Annotated in this window: 18 protein-coding genes; 3 read left to right on the top strand and 15 right to left on the bottom strand. The window is 41.5% G+C overall.

The genetic code is table 11. The features are described 5' to 3' along the window. Nucleotides 1-8 precede the first annotated feature (8 nt). Complete coding sequence (locus tag D1367_RS13475) at nt 9-1,055, top strand: threonine aldolase family protein (RefSeq protein ID WP_118166902.1); 1,047 nt, start codon at nt 9-11, stop codon at nt 1,053-1,055. Between the two features lie 190 nt (nt 1,056-1,245). Here the strand turns inward: D1367_RS13475 and D1367_RS13480 are convergent, their stop codons facing one another. The 7 genes from D1367_RS13480 to D1367_RS30820 form a co-directional block, all read right to left on the bottom strand. Continuing rightward, on the bottom strand, nt 1,246-2,745 hold the full coding sequence (locus D1367_RS13480; RefSeq protein WP_118166903.1) for an Ig-like domain-containing domain: 1,500 nt from the start codon (nt 2,743-2,745) through the stop codon (nt 1,246-1,248). Nucleotides 2,746-2,797: 52 nt separating this feature from the next. Next, nucleotides 2,798-3,571 (bottom strand): TIGR03943 family putative permease subunit, encoded by a 774-nt coding sequence (locus D1367_RS13485; protein ID WP_118166904.1) that lies wholly within the window; start codon nt 3,569-3,571, stop codon nt 2,798-2,800. A gap of 104 nt (nt 3,572-3,675) precedes the next feature. Then, on the bottom strand, nt 3,676-4,728 hold the full coding sequence (locus D1367_RS13490; RefSeq protein ID WP_118166905.1) for a permease: 1,053 nt from the start codon (nt 4,726-4,728) through the stop codon (nt 3,676-3,678). A 695-nt stretch (nt 4,729-5,423) separates the two neighbouring features. Then, nucleotides 5,424-6,428 carry a WD40 repeat domain-containing protein gene (locus tag D1367_RS13495; protein ID WP_118166906.1) on the bottom strand — a complete coding sequence of 335 codons (1,005 nt, stop codon included), beginning with the start codon at nt 6,426-6,428 and terminating at the stop codon, nt 5,424-5,426. Between the two features lie 102 nt (nt 6,429-6,530). Further along, nucleotides 6,531-7,382, bottom strand: a complete 852-nt coding sequence (locus tag D1367_RS13500) for a transposase (protein ID WP_228674899.1) — start codon at nt 7,380-7,382, stop codon at nt 6,531-6,533. A gap of 255 nt (nt 7,383-7,637) precedes the next feature. Then, the gene (locus D1367_RS13505) at nt 7,638-7,931 is read right to left on the bottom strand and encodes a hypothetical protein (protein WP_118166907.1); all 294 of its coding nucleotides are present in this window, start codon (nt 7,929-7,931) and stop codon (nt 7,638-7,640) included. A gap of 370 nt (nt 7,932-8,301) precedes the next feature. After that, on the bottom strand, nt 8,302-8,472 hold the full coding sequence (locus D1367_RS30820; RefSeq protein ID WP_181985174.1) for a hypothetical protein: 171 nt from the start codon (nt 8,470-8,472) through the stop codon (nt 8,302-8,304). A 483-nt stretch (nt 8,473-8,955) separates the two neighbouring features. Between D1367_RS30820 and ald the strand changes: the two genes are divergently transcribed. Then, on the top strand, nt 8,956-10,047 hold the full coding sequence (gene ald / locus D1367_RS13510) for an alanine dehydrogenase (protein ID WP_118166908.1): 1,092 nt from the start codon (nt 8,956-8,958) through the stop codon (nt 10,045-10,047). Nucleotides 10,048-10,305: 258 nt separating this feature from the next. Here the strand turns inward: ald and D1367_RS13515 are convergent, their stop codons facing one another. The 4 genes from D1367_RS13515 to dusB all read right to left on the bottom strand — a co-directional run bounded on the left by D1367_RS13515 (nt 10,306) and on the right by dusB (nt 14,008). Beyond that, nucleotides 10,306-11,007 carry a DUF4276 family protein gene (locus D1367_RS13515; RefSeq protein WP_228674898.1) on the bottom strand — a complete coding sequence of 234 codons (702 nt, stop codon included), beginning with the start codon at nt 11,005-11,007 and terminating at the stop codon, nt 10,306-10,308. Beyond that, nucleotides 11,001-12,308 (bottom strand): AAA family ATPase, encoded by a 1,308-nt coding sequence (locus D1367_RS13520; RefSeq protein ID WP_118166910.1) that lies wholly within the window; start codon nt 12,306-12,308, stop codon nt 11,001-11,003. The genes D1367_RS13515 and D1367_RS13520 overlap by 7 nt, the downstream gene beginning before the upstream one ends. Nucleotides 12,309-12,328: 20 nt before the next feature. Continuing rightward, complete coding sequence (locus D1367_RS13525; RefSeq protein WP_118166911.1) at nt 12,329-12,883, bottom strand: Uma2 family endonuclease; 555 nt, start codon at nt 12,881-12,883, stop codon at nt 12,329-12,331. Between the two features lie 69 nt (nt 12,884-12,952). After that, nucleotides 12,953-14,008, bottom strand: a complete 1,056-nt coding sequence (gene dusB, locus D1367_RS13530) for a tRNA dihydrouridine synthase DusB (protein WP_118166912.1) — start codon at nt 14,006-14,008, stop codon at nt 12,953-12,955. Nucleotides 14,009-14,239: 231 nt separating this feature from the next. Between dusB and D1367_RS13535 the strand changes: the two genes are divergently transcribed. Beyond that, nucleotides 14,240-15,604: a pentapeptide repeat-containing protein gene (locus D1367_RS13535; RefSeq protein ID WP_118166913.1), complete on the top strand. Its 1,365-nt coding sequence runs from the start codon at nt 14,240-14,242 to the stop codon at nt 15,602-15,604. On the opposite strand, the gene D1367_RS13540 is transcribed toward D1367_RS13535, so the two are convergent. The 4 genes from D1367_RS13540 to D1367_RS13555 form a co-directional block, all read right to left on the bottom strand. After that, nucleotides 15,597-16,211, bottom strand: coding sequence for a Uma2 family endonuclease (locus D1367_RS13540; RefSeq protein ID WP_118166914.1), 615 nt, complete (start codon nt 16,209-16,211; stop codon nt 15,597-15,599). The genes D1367_RS13535 and D1367_RS13540 overlap by 8 nt on opposite strands. 420 nt (nt 16,212-16,631) lie before the next feature. Then, nucleotides 16,632-17,246 carry a Uma2 family endonuclease gene (locus tag D1367_RS13545; protein ID WP_181985175.1) on the bottom strand — a complete coding sequence of 205 codons (615 nt, stop codon included), beginning with the start codon at nt 17,244-17,246 and terminating at the stop codon, nt 16,632-16,634. A gap of 134 nt (nt 17,247-17,380) precedes the next feature. Further along, nucleotides 17,381-18,157, bottom strand: coding sequence for a type I methionyl aminopeptidase (map, locus tag D1367_RS13550; protein WP_118166915.1), 777 nt, complete (start codon nt 18,155-18,157; stop codon nt 17,381-17,383). Next, nucleotides 18,157-19,179 (bottom strand): Gfo/Idh/MocA family protein, encoded by a 1,023-nt coding sequence (locus D1367_RS13555; protein ID WP_118166916.1) that lies wholly within the window; start codon nt 19,177-19,179, stop codon nt 18,157-18,159. Before D1367_RS13555 ends, map begins: the two co-directional genes overlap by 1 nt. Nucleotides 19,180-19,339: the final 160 nt, after the last annotated feature.

The following is a 19,339-nucleotide window of genomic DNA, read 5'->3' on the forward strand; positions in this document are numbered from 1 at the left end:
GAGTGCTGATGATTTTGCTAACAAGCGATACTGAAACAAAGCCGACACAGGCGATGCGACAGGCGATCGCCACGGCTGAAGTTGGAGATGAGCAAAAAGGAGAAGATCCGACCGTTAACCAACTATTAGAACGGGTTGCAGATTTACTAGGCAAAGAAGCCGCTCTTTTCTTTGCCTGTGGAACCATTTGTAACTTTGTGGCAATCAAGACCCATACTCGCCCTGCTGATGTGGTGCTAGTAGAACAGATGGCACATATTATTCGAGCTGAATCGGGGGGTGCAGCGATGACTTCTGGTGTGCTGATGGAACCGATTGCCAGCGATCGAGGAATTTTTACAGTCAATGCTCTGGCTCAATCACTTGAAAGAGTCGCAACTGCTCCTTACCTTTACTCTGCAATTCCCCGCTTATTGTGTGTAGAGCAAACCCATAATTTTGGAGGGGGTTCGGTTTGGCAGCTAAATGAACTACGTGAGGTTTGCGAGTTCTCTCGTCAAAAAGGTTTAGCTACCCACATGGACGGGGCACGACTTTTAAATGCAGTTGTTGCATCTCAAACTCCAGCCAAGTATTTTGCTGGCTGTGTTGATTCTGTCTGGATTGACTTTACTAAAGGACTAGGCGCACCAATCGGTGCTGTTCTTGCAGGTACACGGGAGTTCATCGCAGAAGCACGTCGATATAAACACATTTTTGGTGGCGCAATGCGTCAAGCTGGCATTGTTGCAGCAGGTTGTCTCTATGCGCTTGACCATCATGTTGAACGTCTACAAGAAGACCACGACAACGCAACTTATCTGGCTCAACGACTGAGTGAAATCGAAGGAATTACAGTTCAAGATCCAAAACCTGAGACAAACATTGTTTTCTTTGATGTTTCAAGATTAGGACTCGACAAAGCCATGTTTCTCACTCTGTTACAGCAGGGTGGTGTGAAAATGGGAGCCGTTGGTCATTCTATTCGGGCAGTTACTCATTTAGATGTTTCGCGGGCTGATATCGATTTTGCGGTTGATGCTATTTCCAAAGTTGCGAAATCCTCATGGCACTAGTACAGCGCGGCGTAAATAAACAGACCATTCAAAATCAACGGAACGCTTACTCTGTCTTAATTTTGAATTTTGAATGCGTGAATTTTGAATTCCGCCTTGCGGTACTAGGATAAGGGAGTAGCATTCCCCTACTCAAAATTCTTAACCATTCTGTTTTATCTCCCTTGTTCCCTGCTCCCTTGCCTCTATTTCAAGGTAGCCACCGGGGTCGAAATCCAGTTAAGGGTAGTTGTTCTGGTCTAATTTCAACAGTCGCAGCATCAGCGATGGGCAACAAAGGCATTAACCACAGACTACTAGTAGCAATAACATCTCCATCATCAGTTTTCAAAGTGTTTGTAGGTAATGATGCTGGAGGGTTTGGCTGCGGTACTACTTGATCAAATAACAAGCCCAAACCGTCAGCAGATAAACTCATTTGCACATTCCGTTGAGCGGGAGGCAGTACTAGCAGTGGTTTCTGTTGCCCGGTTTTCAGGTCAATTGCCACTACATAAGGCTGTTCTATGTATTGTTCCTTGGATACTAGCTGTGTCAGCAAGCAATAGAGGGTGGGTGAGGCGATGTCAAATTGGCAACTGAGAATTGAGCCTGTTGTTTTTAATAGTTGTTTCTGCACACCTTGGTTTGTCACTAAAAACAAATCTCGCGTGTAATCTGTATTAAACTTTACCATCGCTGCTTGAGAGCCATCTTTAGAGAAAGCTTGTACCAAACCAAACTGCGGCAAAAAATCTAAAGGTTTACTAGCATCACCTTGCAGTGGTAAAATTGCTGCTCCCTGTCCTTGGGCAACTGCTACGGCTTTACTATCTGGCGTCACCATAAAGTCTCCCCCTGGCTGGCTTTTTAGGCGTTTAGGGGTGGGTTTTTCTGCTGAACCGTCACTGGTTGCTGGCATAAACCATAGTCCAAAGTCACCGGGATTAGTTTTGTTTCCCCGTTGGATGACAATAGTTTGCCCATCAGGTGATAAGTCAAATTTCAGGTTTTGATAATCTTTACTATCTAAAACTAAGTCAACTTTGGCTTCTGGTTCTGTTTTTTGTCCAGATTTACTAGAAACGCCTGTTGTCACTGTATACAGTTGGGCTGAAAGTAAGTCTTGGTTGTTTGCGGCGCGAGCAGAAAATAAAATTTTCTCCCCATTAGGAAATGACTCAAAATCTATTACTATCAGGTCTTTGGGGGTAAGCACCCTTTTTTGCTCTTGGGTTAAGTTGTAAAGAACTAACCGTCCCTGTTCTTCTTTATCGGTTCCGATGTAAAGGATGACGCGATCGCGTGTACGAAAGCTACCAACAAAGGGCTGTATCACCCGATTTTTGCCTTCTTGCTCGGCAAACTTATCTTTAGCTCCCTGTAACTGCACTTTATAATTTGTGCCATAAGGTGCTGGTGTTACCAGTGTATAAACCATCCGCCGCCCAGCCCAACTGAATTTACCTGCTAGGGGTGGCTCGATTTTCAAGTTATCCTCGACGCTTTTTACTTCCATTGGGCGGCTGAAGGTGAGGGTGAAAGAATTATCTTCTGCCCCAATTTGTTGATTTTGCCAGGTAAAGTCCCGGACACGAGCAGTCACCACATCACCTTGCAATATAATTAACCCAATCAGCAAACTCAGCAGTAGCATTAGTGCGATCGCTATCCGATCTAGTGGTTGGATAAATGCTTTAGATTTCGTCATTAGTCATTTGTCATTAGTCATTTGTCATTAGTCATTTGTCATCAACAAATGACTAATAACTATAAGGATTTTGGGGTTGAGGAATCTTTTTCAGAGAGGTAGCGGCAATGGTAAGTTGGCGTTTACCTGCCAAATTTTCTGTTACCATTTGTCCTTCTACTTCCAGCCAGGTATCAGGGGAATAAGCTTCTTGATTGTTTGGGAGTTTGACGGGTAATCCTACAGGGTAAGCATCTGCTGCACAGCAAGTTAAGACAAATCGCGCTAAGAACAAATATTCTTTTCCTATATCTGGCGGGTGGATAACAAATCCCTCTACCTTTACTTTTTGTCCCGTATATGCATCTGGCTCTGGATAGACATTGACAGTGCGTACCCAGTCTACAAGCGATCGCTCCTCTGGACGAACAGTAACTCGAAAGGCTTGGGGTTTGACACGCGTGCTTCCCAATAAATCAGCCGTCACACCCCTTTGGAGTGCTTTGTCACTAGCAAAAACTTGCGGTGTAATAATAAAACCTAGAATCGCTGTCGTTAACAACAAAACACTGCCCCAACCAGGGGGAAATAAACTAATATGCTGGGTATTTGGCGTAACATCACGGCGACGTCTTTGCCAAAGTTCCTGCATCTTAAAGAAACCAATAATGATGAAGCTGATACCAGTTACAACCACAAACCAAATGTAATTTGGGTGAATTAACAGGTTCAGCTTGTTAGTTAGCCAATATCTCAACATTAAAATGCCCCAAGCTGTAATTGCTAGAGGATCGAGCCAAGGGAGTAACAGATTTGGAATTTTTGATTTGGAATTTTTGTTAGTCATTAGTCATTGGTCATTGGTCATTGGTCATTGGTCATTAATCATTGGTCATTGGTCATTAAACAAAGGACAGATGACTAATGACAAATAGAATGACAAATAGTTTTTTAAAAGACGTGCGAATTCAGAAAAAGGGTGAATACAAATGTCAATTGTGCTGCTATAGCAAATAAGTAAAAGATAGTTTTGGGCTTAAAAATAGATAACATCAAACCAACACTTTTGATGTCAATCATTGGGCCAAACACCAGAAATGCCAACAATGAACCACTGCTAAAGGTTGAGGCAAAAGATAGTGCAAAGAAAGAATCGACTGTAGAACAAATTGACACCACTACTGCTAATATCAGCATGACCACAATTGAAGTAATCGGCCCAGCACCCAAACTGAGAATTAATTCACGGGGAGCTAGCACTTGAATAGCAGCAGCGATCGCACTTCCTAAAATCATCACTCCGCCTAATTCTCGTAATTCTTGGATGCTATTATCCACAACTAGGCGCAGTTTAGCTGCAAGCGGTTTATCGGAGTTAGACATTAACGTAGGCGGTACTAAATTTGGATCTATCCGCAGAGGTATACCTGCTTTTCCTCCTAAGATATAAGTCCCCGATTGTAACAGATTCGGTATCGTTTCTTGCTGTTGTACTTCGTAACGTTTACCACGGCGTTTAGTTTGTGGCTGCGCGGGCGGATTAAACTTCATATACCGAGCGATCGCAGGTTGGAGTATGGGATTTAAGTCCTTTTGAAAACTGAAAACAAAACCGATAATTGTCGCAATTGCTAAAGAAAATACGACTCGTAAGACTACTATTTCTGGCTGATCTCGAAATGCTGTCCAAGTTGACCAAATTACAATTGGGTTAATTGTTGGTGCTGCTAGCAAAAAACCAATTGCGACTGGTGTGGGTACTCCCTGAATTAGGAACCGCCGCGCTACCGGTACATTCCCGCACTCACACACCGGAAATAAAAAGCCAATCATGCTGCCAACTAAAGCACCCAGCAGAGGATTTTTGGGCATTTTTTCGACTAATTTGCGCTCATCAACAAAAAACAGCAGCAAACTGGAGAATAAAACCCCAAGAAGCAAAAAAGGCATCGCCTCGACTAGCAGACTTAGAAATATCGTAAAACCATTGTTCAGTTGATTCATGGGCGTCGCAGTCAAAAGCGGTTTTTAGTTTTAGGGTTCTGCCTAGTCATTGTATCGAAATGGGGATCAAAAGCAGTTCGGGAAAATTAAACATTATTTAAGTAGCAAGTTGTCTTTCGTTTCAAGTGGCGTTTAACCGCTATAAACCTTTGCTTCAGCCAATATAGTGATATTTACCTGAGTGCATTTACTGACGATAACCATTTCTAAGATTGTCTAAGTTCAGAAATTGTTCCGATCTAGAAAGCAAGTAGCTGCATAGATGATTTGAAATTACCACTTACAGTAATTTGCTAGATCAGATATTAGCTGTATTTTCATCAAGGATTCACTAGAGAACCCTGACAGTTATTCAACGATTGGGGTAGGCGTAGCCCGCACTTCGGCACGCTCAGTGACCATCGTAGACATCGTTCTTGGTTGCTAACAGCATTGATTTTAGCTAGTTTTGGCAAAATTTTATCTAAGCTCGGGTTGATTTTTTACTATAAAAACTCTAAAAATGCAAGATTAAAGTTTAGCAAACATAGGTATTTGATTGGGGGCATTTTTGGCATTAGCGATCGCCTGACTTTCTACATGACGTGGAAAGTTGAGCGATAGCGAGTCAAAATCTCAGACAAGTATATCCCCGACAACTTTTAGGAAGTCGGGGATATAGTCTACTAGTTCACGATTATTTTGTCCGATCGCTGTCAATTACGTTTTAGTGGAGTTCCCCAAATCTTGATTTGTTGATCAAATCCACCACTAGCAAGAGTTTTACCATCAGGACTAAAAGCGATCGCACTCACCCAGTCTGTATGTCCACTCAGTGTATTTATTAACTCACCTGTAGTTAAATTCCACAATTTAATCCCATCTTTACCAGCACTAGCAAGGGTTTGCCCATCGGGATTAATGGCGATCGCATTCACCCAGTTATTATGTCCTGTAAGGGTGCGGACTAATTCTCCAGTATTAATATTCCACAGTTTGACTGTGCGATCGCGGCTAGCAGTAACTAACGTTTGTCCATCTGGTGTAAAGACCGCACTGCTAACAACATTATCATGAGCTACAAATTCACTGATTAATTTACCAGTACTCAAATTCCACAGCTTGATTACACCCTTATTGTCACCACTAGCTAATATTTGCCCATGAGGACTAAGGGCTAGGGTATAAATCAAATTATCAAAACGTACTAGAGTACCAAGCGGGCGCTGCTGTACCAAATCCCATATCCGAATCCCATCTAAAGCTCCACTGATAAGAACTTTACTATCAGGAGACACCACTAAAGATAATACATTACTGGTATGTCCGACGAAAGATCGGCTAAATTTAAAATTTTTCAGGTTCCAGAGGTTAATCGTATTGTCATCACTACAGCTAGCCAGGGTTTGCCCATCTGGTGAAATCACTACAGATTCTACGGCTGTTTGGTGTGCTTTGTTAATATTCCCTAACTTTTTCCCGTTTGCTGGGTTCCACAGGCGAATTACACCCTCATTTTCTGCGCCTCCACTCACCAGAACTTTGCTATCTGGACTGAAAGCGAGAGATTTAACACTTCCATTATGCCCTTTGAGTGTGTAAAGTAGTTGGGCATTAAAGCTGTTGGTAGTTTGGGAGTTTGGTGTTACCTCAATGGCAGCATGAGCTTCATGAATATAAAACCCTTGCCACGTAGTCACTGGAAGGGCAACAACTGCCATAAATGCCAGGATAATATACGGGCGTAGAAAATTACCCCCACCTCTTCCCTCACTACTCACACTTTTTCCTCACTTTTATAGATACAATTACTCCATTGAACCTCACACCACTAGAAGTGGCGTGATTCCTGCTTCAACGATCTCTGCCGGAAAATTTTCTTTAATTAACCGAGTTGACAGTTTGTGCAGAAAGTCATCTCTGAGATTCGTAATTCTAACGCAAGCACGAGCCAGCTTGATTTTCGCTTTGACTCGATTACTGCTGCCTTTTACACTGCGAGATAGTTTTTTATGGCATGAGCGTAACTTACGAGTTTGAGTTCTGTAATATTTTGGGTTACCTACAACTTCACCGTCACTAGTAACGAGATAGGACTTAATTCCCAAATCCAAGGCAATATTCTGTGTAACAGTAGGATATTTCTCTATCTCTGTTTCGCACAAAATACTAGCAATATATTTGCCTGACAAGGTGCGAGTTACGGTAACGTTTACAAGCTTCCCGGTAATGTCCTGAGATTTATGAAACTTTACCCATCCTAACTTCGGAAGTTTTAAACGATTCTCGATTACCTGAATATTACCGTTGGTAAGATTCGTTTTGTAAGACTGCTTACAACCATGCTTCTTTTTGAACATGGGGAAGCCGACACCTTTTTTATTTTTAGACTTCTTCAAGTCAGTAAAAAAGTTTTTGTATGCTGTCTCTAAATTCTTGCGTGAGTTTTGCAGAGCAAATTTGTCTACTTCCTTTAACCACTCAATTTCTTTCTTGAGTATAGTTAGCTGCTGGCTGCAAGCATTGTAGTTTAAAGTCTTCTGCTCCGTGGCATATAACTCTTGTTTTAGTGCCAAAAAGCGGTTATACACATATCTTGCACAACCAATTGTCTTGTTAATTAAGACTTGTTGGTTGTGGTTAGGAATAAGTGTAACTTTAAACGCTCTCTGCATTTATAGGACTCCGATTTGATTTCTGAAAATATACTGAGACTGAAAAGCCCGTTTTATCAGGGTTTTATCTGAAATCTTGTTCAGAAATCAGATATGAGTCCTATATGTTTTAATATTTTGCTACAATGATTTTACCATAATACACAAGCATCTAAATATAGAAATATGGATCGCCTAACTCATGACTTGAAGTCACGAGTGTGCGGCTTGCAGAAATCAATTTTGCAGAGTTATTAAGTAATAACTCTGCACTTCCTAAAGAGGTGGTTTTTTCTTAGAAACGCTTAACATTGGTAAAGGCGCACTAGAAGAACGAGAGGGCAAATAATGTTGCACTACAGGCTCCTCTGGTAGAGGACGACGCTGCTGGAAACGCCACAACTTAAAACCTAGCGCTATCCCTGTTGTTCCCAAACCAAAAGCGAACAACGACCAGCTATCATTCAATCCGCCAATCAAGGCATCTATAGCGCCCATCGTAATCAATATACTGATTAGTGGCTCTTTTCGGTAGGTTGACTTCAAAAAACGAGGTAATACAGCATTCATCACAGCTTGGTTGGTTCCAGTTCACCTTTTGTGTATATTTACCAAGAATACCTCACCCGGAATTTGCCTTTCTCATCCAAGGCAGCTACTAATATATGATTTTCTTTAGTAGGGGAGGAATTGGACTCATTAATCGCCTTGTATATACTAGTTGCAAGTCTATAATATTTATATCAGTAATAAAATAAATATTTCGATTCCTCTCTTACTTACATTCTAGGTCAAGAATTTACGAATAAGTCTAATTAAAGTATTTAGGGCGAAGTACTTGGCTATTAATTGTTAAAGTCAAAACCAACTGGTTGTTCCAGCTGGTTGAAACTCTTTTAACTACTAGCTTACAACTTCTAGCTTGTGCTTGTGGGTGGCACTACTTCAGACCTAGCCATGATAGCACCCCTTGATTGGTTGTATATTCAATCACCAGCAGCAAAGCGAAGCCAATCATTGCAGCTCGACCATTCAAGCGTTCAGCATATTCATTAAAGCCAAATTTAGGCTCTTCTAGTTTAGGTGTAATCGTTGGTTGTGTTTGTGTCATTTTTAAGAAACCTTTTTTCGGCAAACGGGACTTGATTTTAGACTTCGCAGCATCTGATTTTTCACGGTGGAAAACCTCACTTCTATTTCTCTCTTCCTTTAAGGAGAGAGACTTTGAACTTTCCCCTCATCGGGAAAAGAGTTAGGGGGTTAGATTTTTCTTGGGTTTTTCCAGATAACGTGAAAAGTTAGGGTAGCTTAAAAGCTGATTGCAGTGCTTGAATGTCAAGATGATTTGATAAATTCAGCAAAAGCTTCCTGTAGGGAGCTATACAATCGCTCTTTTAATAAATTGTTACTATTCTTTATATATTGTATAAATACTGGGGCAATAGTCAAGGGTAAGAGTTTGGGGCTACTCAGATTAAATTGAGAAACTTAGGACACAGATTAAATATCTCTAATACAGCTATCTGTAATAGATCAGTAGCCAGCTTGAAATTCACAGGCTACAGTTAAACAAAAAAATTATCAGAGGCGATATATGGAAATTGGCGTTCCCAAGGAAAATAAAGATCAAGAATTTCGGGTAGGTTTAAGTCCTTCTAGTGTGCGGGTGCTGCGGGAAAATAATCATAGCATCTTTGTCCAGACGCAAGCAGGTAATGGTGCTGGATTCTCAGATGACGACTACAGAAGTGCTGGAGCCGAGATTGTCCCCACATCAGAAATGGCTTGGAATCGGGAATTAGTTGTAAAAGTCAAAGAGCCTCTGACATCAGAGTATAATTTTTTGCAGAAAGGGCAGATATTATTTACTTATTTACACTTAGCAGCCGATCGCAAACTGACAGAGCATTTAATTGATTGTGGCACAACTGCGATCGCCTACGAAACTGTAGAACAACCTGGTGCTAACAGACTACCCTTGCTCACCCCCATGAGCGTGATTGCCGGTCGGCTAGCAGTACAATTTGGGGCGAGATTCCTAGAACGTCAGCAAGGTGGTAGAGGAGTTCTTTTAGGTGGTGTCCCTGGAGTTAAACCAGGCAAAGTAGTAATTTTAGGTGGCGGCGTTGTCGGCACAGAAGCAGCTAAAATTGCTGTAGGTATGGGTGCGATCGTCCAGATTTTAGATGTGAGTGTCGAGCGCTTATCTTACTTAGAAACCCTATTTGGCTCTAGAGTCGAATTGGTTTACAGCAACTCTGCTCATATTGAAGCCGCCGTTAAAGAAGCTGATTTGCTCATCGGTGCAGTTTTAGTATTGGGACGGAGAGCGCCAATACTAGTATCCCGCGAATTGGTCAAACAAATGCGTCCTGGTTCTGTAATAGTTGATGTAGCCGTTGACCAAGGCGGTTGTATAGAAACTTTACACCCGACATCTCACACAAATCCGGTATACGTTGAAGAGGGCGTAGTGCATTATGGCGTTCCCAATATGCCAGGTGCAGTACCTTGGACAGCAACCCAGGCACTCAATAATAGTACATTACCTTATGTTGTCCAGTTGGCGAATTTTGGAATTATGGCACTGGAAGTTAACCCAGCATTAGCTAAGGGTGTGAATGTGCAGAACCATCGCTTAGTACATACTGCTGTGCAAGAGGTATTCCCTGATTTGGTAAATTAGATTTTTGTAAATTTAGATTAACAATAGTTCCTCGAAAACCCCACCCCTAACACCTCCCCGCAAGCGAGGAGGTGAAAGTTGGTGCTAAATTGCACCAACTTTATGAATAACTACAAAAATTCTTAAGATAGTTATAGAGCAATACGGTTCAGTTAAAGCCAAAAACCTTGATACACGTAGGTTGGGTTGAGGAACGAAACCCAACATTTGGCGGGTTTGTTGGGTTTCGCTGTCGCTCAACCCAACCTACAATTTTCCTTAACTGAACCGTATTGAGTTATAGAGTTTGCGAAATAAAGGACATCTTCGTTGAACTTCATCTGGTCGGATGTCTTGTAATAGTGCCGGGGTATGCAATCCTTTAGAATAACGTGTTGAAAGGCTATCAAATTCAGCTAAAACACTTGAATCAACTAGTGCCTGTGATAGCTTTTCTCGACAACAATCTCTATCTTCATCATATTCACTAAATGATTCTGGTTCATTAAAAGGAATATTTTTTTCTTGACTAAGCCAGTAACGCATCCGCTCGTGTCTACCTCGAAAATCTGGATGTCTAGCTATTGAGTTATTCCAATCTGCAATAATCCAAGCTTCCAGTTCAGGAGCAGCAAACACAACAAGTTTATTAAAATCAGCACATTCTGGTATAGTTGATATCGCATCTAAGATTTTATTTTCTTGAAGCTCTGGCGTGCGGCAATCTAAATCGTCAAACACTAAAATTAGATTACATTTATTTGGTTCACATCTTAAGGCAATAGGTAGTTCCCTAATGATTTGCTCAATTAAGCTTTGACCTGTTCTGCCATAACTATTTCCCCTACCAGGTTTAGGCCCAGGTTTTTGACGAGCTGGTGTTTTTCGTTCAAATTTGCAATTAGAAAAATTTTGTTCTAAAAAAGGGATTAATCCTCTAACTTCAGCTTCCCCACCACCAGCAAAAACCCATACTACCACGGCCATCCTCCAATACTGGGGTCGCCAACACGATATAAATCACCTAATTGCCATCCTTCTTCTAATTTTTGATTTAGCATTTCTTTGGAGAGTGTTTTGATGGAGAAATGTGTTTTATCTTCTGAAGCAAAACAAAAAACATTCTCTAAACAATCCGTGAAATGATCTAAAAGATCGGGACTATGTGTGGTGATAATTAATTGGGTTTTCGCGGCAGCTTTTTTAATCCACTCTGCTAAAATTGGCATCCACGATATGTGCAATCCTAATTCTGGCTCATCAATGACTAGCAATGAAGGAAGAACTGGAGAATGCAATATAGTAGCCCAACAAAGCATTCTGACAGTTCCATCTGACATTTCATTTAGATAAAAAGCTTCCTTAATATCATGAAAATACCATTCTACAGTCAGAGACAAGCGACCAGAACGTATAGGTCTTAGACGACGAGTTTTTGGTAAAATCGACTTCATTGCCTTGTTTATGCTCTCCTCGAAGTCGATATCTTGCTGAGTCAAATTATCTAAAACTAGTGGTAAATTATCTCCAGATGAAGATAGATAAATATCACTTCCTCCTATTTTAGGTTCTGCCGTTCTAATTTGATTTAAATCCATATTGTTGGCATTGTAAAATTGCCATTTGGAAATAAATTCAACAAGGTCTCTTCTAATTCTGAAAACAGGTGTGCTTTCGGGAGGATATTGGCTATATTCAAGCAGCCGAGGAATAGCAGAAAGCCCCAAAGAATTGGTATCTATATTATCTAAAGGTTCAAAATGAGTGCTGGAATTTTGTCCGGGACTATCATAAACTGAGACAGCGCCTTTGCCCGCTTCCCTGTCATGAAACTTATAATAATAGAAAGGTCTTGATGAAGCTGGTTCATGTAAATCTTCTCCGCTATATAAACATTCTTCGGAAATACTAACTCTTGGTTGGTTTTTGTCAACATAAATCTTCAAATCAAGAATTCCATTGTTTTTTCCGGGAGTACCAGTTTGAGAAAATTGTGAAAAACAATAAGCAAGTGTTACTACAGCAGGGCTTGCTACACTGCCATCTAAAATTCGATTAGCACCAATTTGAGTAACTGCATTTTCAAAACTACTAACACCGCGACTTTCGTCAGGAATTGTAGTTAAGCTATCTTTTAAAAATTTCAAACAACTGATAAAGTTGCTTTTTCCTGAACCGTTTGAACCTATAAATATATTGAGTTTTTTTAGCTCAACTACTTGATCTAAAGACAGATTTTTATAATTTTTGCTAGCAACAAAACGAAGTAGTGGTTGATTCATAGGATTTAAAAAAGTCTCTTTCAACTTAACAATTCGTCTACAGCTACACTAAAACCTAACAATACTTTTTGAGTACTAACCACATCACCAGCTTTAAACCCCAAAACCTGATTATCAGTCATTACAAAAACTAATCGACTTTCAGGAAATACTAGCCAAATTTCCTCGCAACCAGACTGTAAATACTCCTGGGCTTTCAAAAATAACTCTTCAGCTAAATCAGTGGGTGAAACTATCTCAGCAATCAACGGAAAACTCTGTGGCAAAGTGGGAACATCACCAAACTCAGCTACCAACTGAGGTGTCAAATAAGCCACATCAGGACGACGACCCTTTTTATATGTACGACAAGGTACTTCAGTATAAACTTTCCCACCTTGTTGATTGGAGTTGATATAACTTCTCCAATAAAAGTAAAGATTGCCTTCAATTTCACTATGTTTTAATGTCATCCCTGTTTTTTCTACTAGTTGCTCATCTACCCACTCCATCCCGTCTGGAGGATTTGCCATGAAGTCTTCTAAAGAGAGGATTTCCGGTACGGATACAACATCATTGTATTTTGAAACTAACATTCTAAGCCTCCACTTTGGCTAGTTGAATATATAATGTGTAATCAAGTAAATTGTGGTGATATTCATTTTTTAAAGCATTACCAAATTATCTTGCGCCTCTTCTTCAAGTTCATAACCATTAGACAATTTTTCAATTGCTTGGTCAATCATTGCCAAACCCTGATCTACTTTTTCAACTAAACTTAGCTGTCCTCGGAGTTCGGCTGCACCAACGAAACCTTTAGCATACCAAGTCATGTGCTTACGGGCTTGACGGACACCGCGATCGCCTTTATATTCCCACAAGGCTTGTAAATGATCTCTTGCACATTCCAAGCGCTGAATCGGAGTTGGTGATGCTAACATCTCTCCAGTTTTTAAGAAGTGATCAATTTCTCCTACCAAAAACGGATAACCCAAAGTCCCACGAGAACACATCACACCATCAGCGCCCGTTTGTTCTAAACATTTCACCGCCGCTTCAACGGAAAAAATATCTCCGTTCCCAATGACTGGGATAGAAAGTACTTCTTTGACACGGGTAATCCATTCCCAACGGGCATTGCCATTGTATCCTTGGGCGCGAGTGCGTCCGTGGACTGTGATCATTTTTGCCCCGGCATCTTCCATCCGTTTGGCAAAGTCGAGAATAGTAATTTCGTTATCATTCCAGCCAATACGGGTTTTGACTGTCACAGGCACATCAACAGCTTTTACCACTTCCCGCACAATTGCTTCTGCTACTTCTGGTTGCCGCAACAACGAAGAACCGCCACCATTTTTAGTGATTTTATTTACCGGACAACCCATATTAATATCAACAGTATCAGCACCTTCTGCAACTGCCTTTATTGCTGCTTCTGCGAGGAAATCTGGACGGCAATCAAATAATTGAACACTAATTGGGCGCTCATTGGGATCTACCTCCATGATTTTGGGTAACTGCTTGACATAATGCAACCCGGTAGCATTCACCATTTCGGTATACATCATCGAATCTGGCGCATAGCGACGCACAAGACGGCGAAATACCATATCTGTCACCCCAGATAAAGGCGACTGGAGAACCCGACTTTTTACCTCAAACGAGCCAATTTTCAGGGGTTGGGAAAGTCTAGCTTGGAGAATGGGAGAGAGCGAAATCATACAAAAAATAAAAATTAATGGGAATGGAAAATAGCAGAAATATTTAGAGGTATCTGCGATGAGTGCTAATTGTAGGTTAGATATGAGGTTTTAAGCATAAAGCTTTTTTCATGAAATGGTGTACTAAATATAGCTTTGCGTTCTCAGTCTTATGGAATATAGGTCTTTAGTTTAGTGCAATTTCTGATAAAACAGATGTTGTTCTTAATCTACTGGGGCAAAATAGAAAACATGACGATTGAATCCAATTCCTCTAATCTACCAACCCCAGAACCAGACCCCGAAAACGATTTGCAGCCGGATGACTTTGACGGTAGTGCAACTGAGAAAAACCTAAGCTCAGAAGTACTAGCGACACAACAAGCCCTAGCTGCGATCGCATCTTTGCAATCTCCGCAACATACAAATGCTCTAAAACTTGCCCGTTCTGACTTCAAGCAACCGATTACCAACCAATTCACAGTTAAGCCAAGGGCGTTGCTGATTACTCTCATAGCGATCGCCATCACCTTTATTGGAGTTATCCTCAATAACTGGATCATCGGCATTATCGGAACGCTGATAACCTTGCTGTTATCCCTAGCAATATTATTGCCTTGGTTCCAAGAAGTTTTAAACAACTGGTTTTCACCCCAAGAACGCACGCTGTTTGTGGCCTTTTTGGGACTACTAGTAGCCATCATCGGCTTGATTCGGTTTACAGGTGTGGGCGATCGCTTAGTGCTTTGGGGACGCCAGATTAACTGGGACATTGCTGGAACTCTAGCAGATTGGTTTGGTGCTTTGGGGCAAATTCTGATCGCCGTCATCGCCGTTTACGTGGCGTGGCGACAATATGTTATTTCCAAAGACTTGACAATTCAGCAAAACCTGCTAACAGTTCAACAAAATATCATCACCCAGCAACAGACAATTGATTCCTATTTCCAAGGCGTTTCAGATTTAGTATTAGATCAAGAAGGATTATTAGAAGATTGGCCTCAAGAGAGAGCGATCGCTGAAGGACGCACTGCGGCAATTTTAAGTAGTGTAGATGGCAGTGGTAAAGCCAAAATTCTCCGCTTTCTCTCACGTTCCAAGTTACTGTCACCCTTACAACGCGATCGGCTATTAGGTCGAGCCATTCTTGACGGCAGTGGCGGATATGCAGAAGACCGCCTAGAAGGTGTGCGTGTCATCGATTTAGGCGTAACCCTAGCCGCCGCAGACCTTTCTGGTACTGATTTGCGTTGGACTGACCTGAGCGAAGCTAATCTTGTCCGCGCTAACCTGAGTGGTTGTGATTTAGTAAAAGCCAACCTCTCCCGCACTATTTTATATAGTGCTAATCTCAGTGGTGCTGACATCAACGGGATTCGCCTATTCTACGGTGTAGTGGATAAAGCATCACCCCGTAGTCGTACTCAACCACCAAATTATCAAACCGGCGAACAAACTGGCGCTGTAGTGGAAAATGCCGATTTCACCAATGTACAGCGCATGTCTGAGTCTGCACGTAACTACTGTTGCGCTTGGGGTGGTGAAAAAACTAGAGGTACTATTCCTGGTGGTTGTGAAGGTATTCCGAATAAGTTGGGAAGATCAAAAATTAGTTAGCCGCATTAAAAATCTGCTGTGCAGTTAAATTTAATTGGGGAAAAGTAGGTGATGAAATCGCGGTGTTACCTTGAAACGCTGTCATTTGATATTCACCATCAACTAATTCGCACACAAAAATAGTAGGTTGTTTGGGATTACCGATGAACTTTCTTGCACCCAATGCAGCATAATCAGCAATCCAATATTCGGGAATGCCCATTTCTTCATAATCGCTAAGTTTATTGTAGTAATCATCTCGCCAGTTGGTTGAAACAACTTCAATAACTATTGGAACCGATGCTGCTTGGCTTACTGTTGACTGTTTCTGAAAAAGCGGTTCATTGTCAAGATTATCAAGATTTAGCAGGAACACATCAGGCGAATAAGCCGATTCGGCAGAAGGAGTTTGGATGAATGCAGTTTTGGGGATTCCATAGGGTAAATTAAGACGATCAAACTCCACGGTTAATTTCCGCGACAAAAATGCAATAACTTTTTCATGCGAACCGGTTGGGGGTGGCATTTCAACAATTACTCCTTTGTGCAATTCATAGCGTTTTTCATCGTTGGGATACCATTCAATAAATTCATTGAAGGTTAGTAATTTGGGCAACGCTTGGGTCATAGTCTTACCTCCATATATGATGTTTTACCTTATCATGCAATAAATGTTAATTAGGATTACAAATATATTAAATGGCTTTATAGCAGTTATCGTTTACGTGAGGTACACCCGTAAGGGCACGGCAATGCCGTGCCCCTACTCGTGATGTAACGTTGTACTGCATCTGAATGGGAACCGCTTTATGTAAATTCTTGGTGGTTGCCCGAATTCAATCAACAACTGTCCAAATTCAATCAACGGGGGTTAGGTCTGTATTGCACTTAAGTGAGAAGCGCTATATCAATAATTGTTGACATCAAAACAGTGCCAAGGTCATGTTATATCGTTTTTGCACTTTTCCAACATAACCCCCATTAAATAATTATTAAGCAGTTCAAATATTTATCCTCAGAGAGCGCTACCTCTTCCCCAATCCTAACTCTAGCGACCCGCGACAAATATCTGTTCTGCCGTCAAATTCAGGTCTGGAAATGTTTGGGATATGAGGCATTCTGTTCCCCTAAATTGTTGTCCTTGATAAGTTCCATCGACTAACTGATAAATTGTGATTACAGGTTGTTTGGATAAGCCAATGTAGCGTTTGCCTCCTAACCCTAAATAATCTGCGATCCAATACTCCCCAATACCTAAAGCTTCGTAGTCTTCCACTTTCCTAGCATAGTCATTCTGCCAATTGGTGCTGACAACCTCCACGACCAATTTAACAGACTTACCTAGTGTAATCACTGGCTCAGTTTTCCATAATGGCTCATTCGCCAAAGCCGTTTGATCAAGAATCACAACATCAGGTCTAAAGGCTGAATTTTGACCTAATGGTTTAATCAGGCATTTCATGGGAATAAACCAAGGCAAGTTGAGCAGATCAATTGCTACGTTGAGCTTACGATTAATTAACCCAGCTACCTGTTCATGAAGTCCAGTAGGTTCCAAGTCAATTAGTTCTCCGTCGATTAACTCGTAGCGGACATCATCCAGATAGCCAGCAATGAATGCCTCAGAGCTAAGATTACTTGTATTAATAGTGGCTGAGAGCATCGAGATTTGTCCTTCTAGGTTCAGCTGACTTTTCACGTTATTAGGACTTACGCAATTAGTTGCTCAAGTGTGACGTTTTCCGCAGCAAGAGTTTGAACCATTATGTTAATCAAGTAGTAGAAAAATCTACCAGTCTAGTAATTCTCGCCTTCAGGTAAGGTGAGGATTTCAACGCCGTCTTCAGTTACAGCTAAGGTATGCTCGCATTGAGCAGAAAGCTTGCGATCGCGCGTTACCGCAGTCCATTTATCGCCCAGAACCTCGACTTCGTAAGTACCTTCGTTAATCATTGGCTCAATAGTAAAAACCATCCCTGGTCTGAGGCGCTTACCCTTACCGCGTGTGCCATAGTGGGGAACATCCGGCGCAGTGTGGAAAATGTGACTGATGCCGTGTCCAACGAAATCTCGCACTACAGAAAAGCCTTGTGCTTCAGCATACTCTTGAATGGCTGCACCAATGTCGCCAATGCGTCCCCCAGGTTTAACTTCAGCAATACCCAAGCGTAAACACTCCTCTGTCACCTCTACCAGCTTCCTCGCTGTTGGCGAAGGAGTGCCGACAAAGAATGTCTTAGATGTGTCGCCGTGATAACCTTCAACAATCGGCGTCACATCAATATTAATGATGTCACCTTCCTTGAGGATTTGCTTGGCGTTGGGAATGCCGTGACAAATTACCTCATTTACGCTAGTGCAAATTGATTTAGGATAGCCTCTATAGCCAAGAGGTGCGCTTTTTGCTCCATGAGCTTGCGTCCAACGTTCGGCTTCATCATTGAGTTCGAGAGTGCTAACCCCAGGCTTGACGAACGGTTCTAGATGCTGGAGAAGTTTAGCAGCTAAACGCCCAGCTTGACGCATTTTCTCTATTTCTCGTTGGGATAAAATAACAATTATTTCAGTTTTCATTAACTTTTATCTAAAGTATTTTTTATAAACATAGTTAACCCTGTCTGTGCAGCTCTTTGTGCAGCATCAGCAACATGCAGGGTATACAAGCTCTCCTCTGGTGTAACATACAAAGGAGTGCCATCAAAAAGATGGTCTAAAACCATACTCGTATCTTTGGCGAACAAACCCCGGCGAGGGCCAACCTCTATAGGTGTTGTTTCCCCTGGTTGGATGAATATTCCGGTGTCGCCATCAAAAATTAAACCACCCTTTTCCCCGTGAACTTCAAACTTGCGTTCTGATTGCCAAACAGTTTCGCCTTTACCATAGACTACTTGCGCTAAAAGTCCACTATCAAAGCACAGTTCACTAGTGCAGAAACAGGTTTGGTAGTATTCCGGTTCTATTTCCCAATATCGCTGGTGACAGTTAACAGTAAATACTGTACCAAATAAATCGGTGAGACGATGTAGGCGAGACAGCGCTCCAATTAAGGGAAAACCGAACAACTCATGGTTATAAGTCCATTTGCGGGGTGCAGGATTCTGGGGATTTATGGTACTGTAGCGAACATAAAAAACTTCACCAATTTTTGCTAAGTTTTGCTTCAAAGCTTGATGCAAACCACCCAAAAGTTCCAGGTGTTCAACGTGCAGGAGTTTTTTTTGTGCTTTGGCTAAGGCAATCAGTTCTTCTGCTTCGACTACATCCAACGATAGAGGATACTCTACAATCACATGTTTGCCGTTCGTAAGTGCTGCACGAGCGATCGCACCATGATCTCGATTGATAGTGGAAATCACCACTAGGTCTATATCTTCACGCTCTACTAACTCTTGCCAAGAACTCAACGCTTCAATCTGGTACTCTTTGGCAAAGGTTTCTGTTGTTTCTACGGTATGACCAACAGCTGCAATTAACTGCGATCGCATTCCCTCATTATGGAGCAATGCCTTAGCTCGAAACTTTGCCGCATACCCAGTACCCACCAAACCTACACGCACTTTTGCTTTTTCCAAAGTTGCTTCTGAATTATACATGATCCTCACTAGTTCTGTTTTTCATTCTTTCATGCTTCTAGTAGTGAGATTCTCTTTTCATAAGGAATCAAAAGATTTCACCAGTTTAGACTCTACAACATTCGTACTAGTAGTCTGTCAAGAAATAATTGACGGATAGATTCCTTGTAGAGACGGCGAT

The organism is Nostoc sphaeroides (assembly GCF_003443655.1).
In the GTDB taxonomy this organism is placed as follows: domain Bacteria; phylum Cyanobacteriota; class Cyanobacteriia; order Cyanobacteriales; family Nostocaceae; genus Nostoc; species Nostoc sphaeroides.

Bases quoted from the DNA above. Each gene is read 5' to 3' on its own strand.
- D1367_RS13475 (WP_118166902.1), top strand. From the start codon at position 9: ATGATTTTGCTAACAAGCGATACTGAAACAAAGCCGACACAGGCGATG.
- D1367_RS13480 (WP_118166903.1), bottom strand. From the start codon at position 2,745: ATGACGAAATCTAAAGCATTTATCCAACCACTAGATCGGATAGCGATC.
- D1367_RS13485 (WP_118166904.1), bottom strand. From the start codon at position 3,571: ATGACTAACAAAAATTCCAAATCAAAAATTCCAAATCTGTTACTCCCT.
- D1367_RS13490 (WP_118166905.1), bottom strand. From the start codon at position 4,728: ATGAATCAACTGAACAATGGTTTTACGATATTTCTAAGTCTGCTAGTC.
- D1367_RS13495 (WP_118166906.1), bottom strand. From the start codon at position 6,428: ATGGCAGTTGTTGCCCTTCCAGTGACTACGTGGCAAGGGTTTTATATT.
- D1367_RS13500 (WP_228674899.1), bottom strand. From the start codon at position 7,382: ATGCAGAGAGCGTTTAAAGTTACACTTATTCCTAACCACAACCAACAA.
- D1367_RS13505 (WP_118166907.1), bottom strand. From the start codon at position 7,931: ATGAATGCTGTATTACCTCGTTTTTTGAAGTCAACCTACCGAAAAGAG.
- D1367_RS30820 (WP_181985174.1), bottom strand. From the start codon at position 8,472: ATGACACAAACACAACCAACGATTACACCTAAACTAGAAGAGCCTAAA.
- ald (WP_118166908.1), top strand. From the start codon at position 8,956: ATGGAAATTGGCGTTCCCAAGGAAAATAAAGATCAAGAATTTCGGGTA.
- D1367_RS13520 (WP_118166910.1), bottom strand. From the start codon at position 12,308: ATGAATCAACCACTACTTCGTTTTGTTGCTAGCAAAAATTATAAAAAT.
- D1367_RS13525 (WP_118166911.1), bottom strand. From the start codon at position 12,883: ATGTTAGTTTCAAAATACAATGATGTTGTATCCGTACCGGAAATCCTC.
- dusB (WP_118166912.1), bottom strand. From the start codon at position 14,008: ATGATTTCGCTCTCTCCCATTCTCCAAGCTAGACTTTCCCAACCCCTG.
- D1367_RS13535 (WP_118166913.1), top strand. From the start codon at position 14,240: ATGACGATTGAATCCAATTCCTCTAATCTACCAACCCCAGAACCAGAC.
- D1367_RS13540 (WP_118166914.1), bottom strand. From the start codon at position 16,211: ATGACCCAAGCGTTGCCCAAATTACTAACCTTCAATGAATTTATTGAA.
- D1367_RS13545 (WP_181985175.1), bottom strand. From the start codon at position 17,246: ATGCTCTCAGCCACTATTAATACAAGTAATCTTAGCTCTGAGGCATTC.
- map (WP_118166915.1), bottom strand. From the start codon at position 18,157: ATGAAAACTGAAATAATTGTTATTTTATCCCAACGAGAAATAGAGAAA.
- D1367_RS13555 (WP_118166916.1), bottom strand. From the start codon at position 19,179: ATGTATAATTCAGAAGCAACTTTGGAAAAAGCAAAAGTGCGTGTAGGT.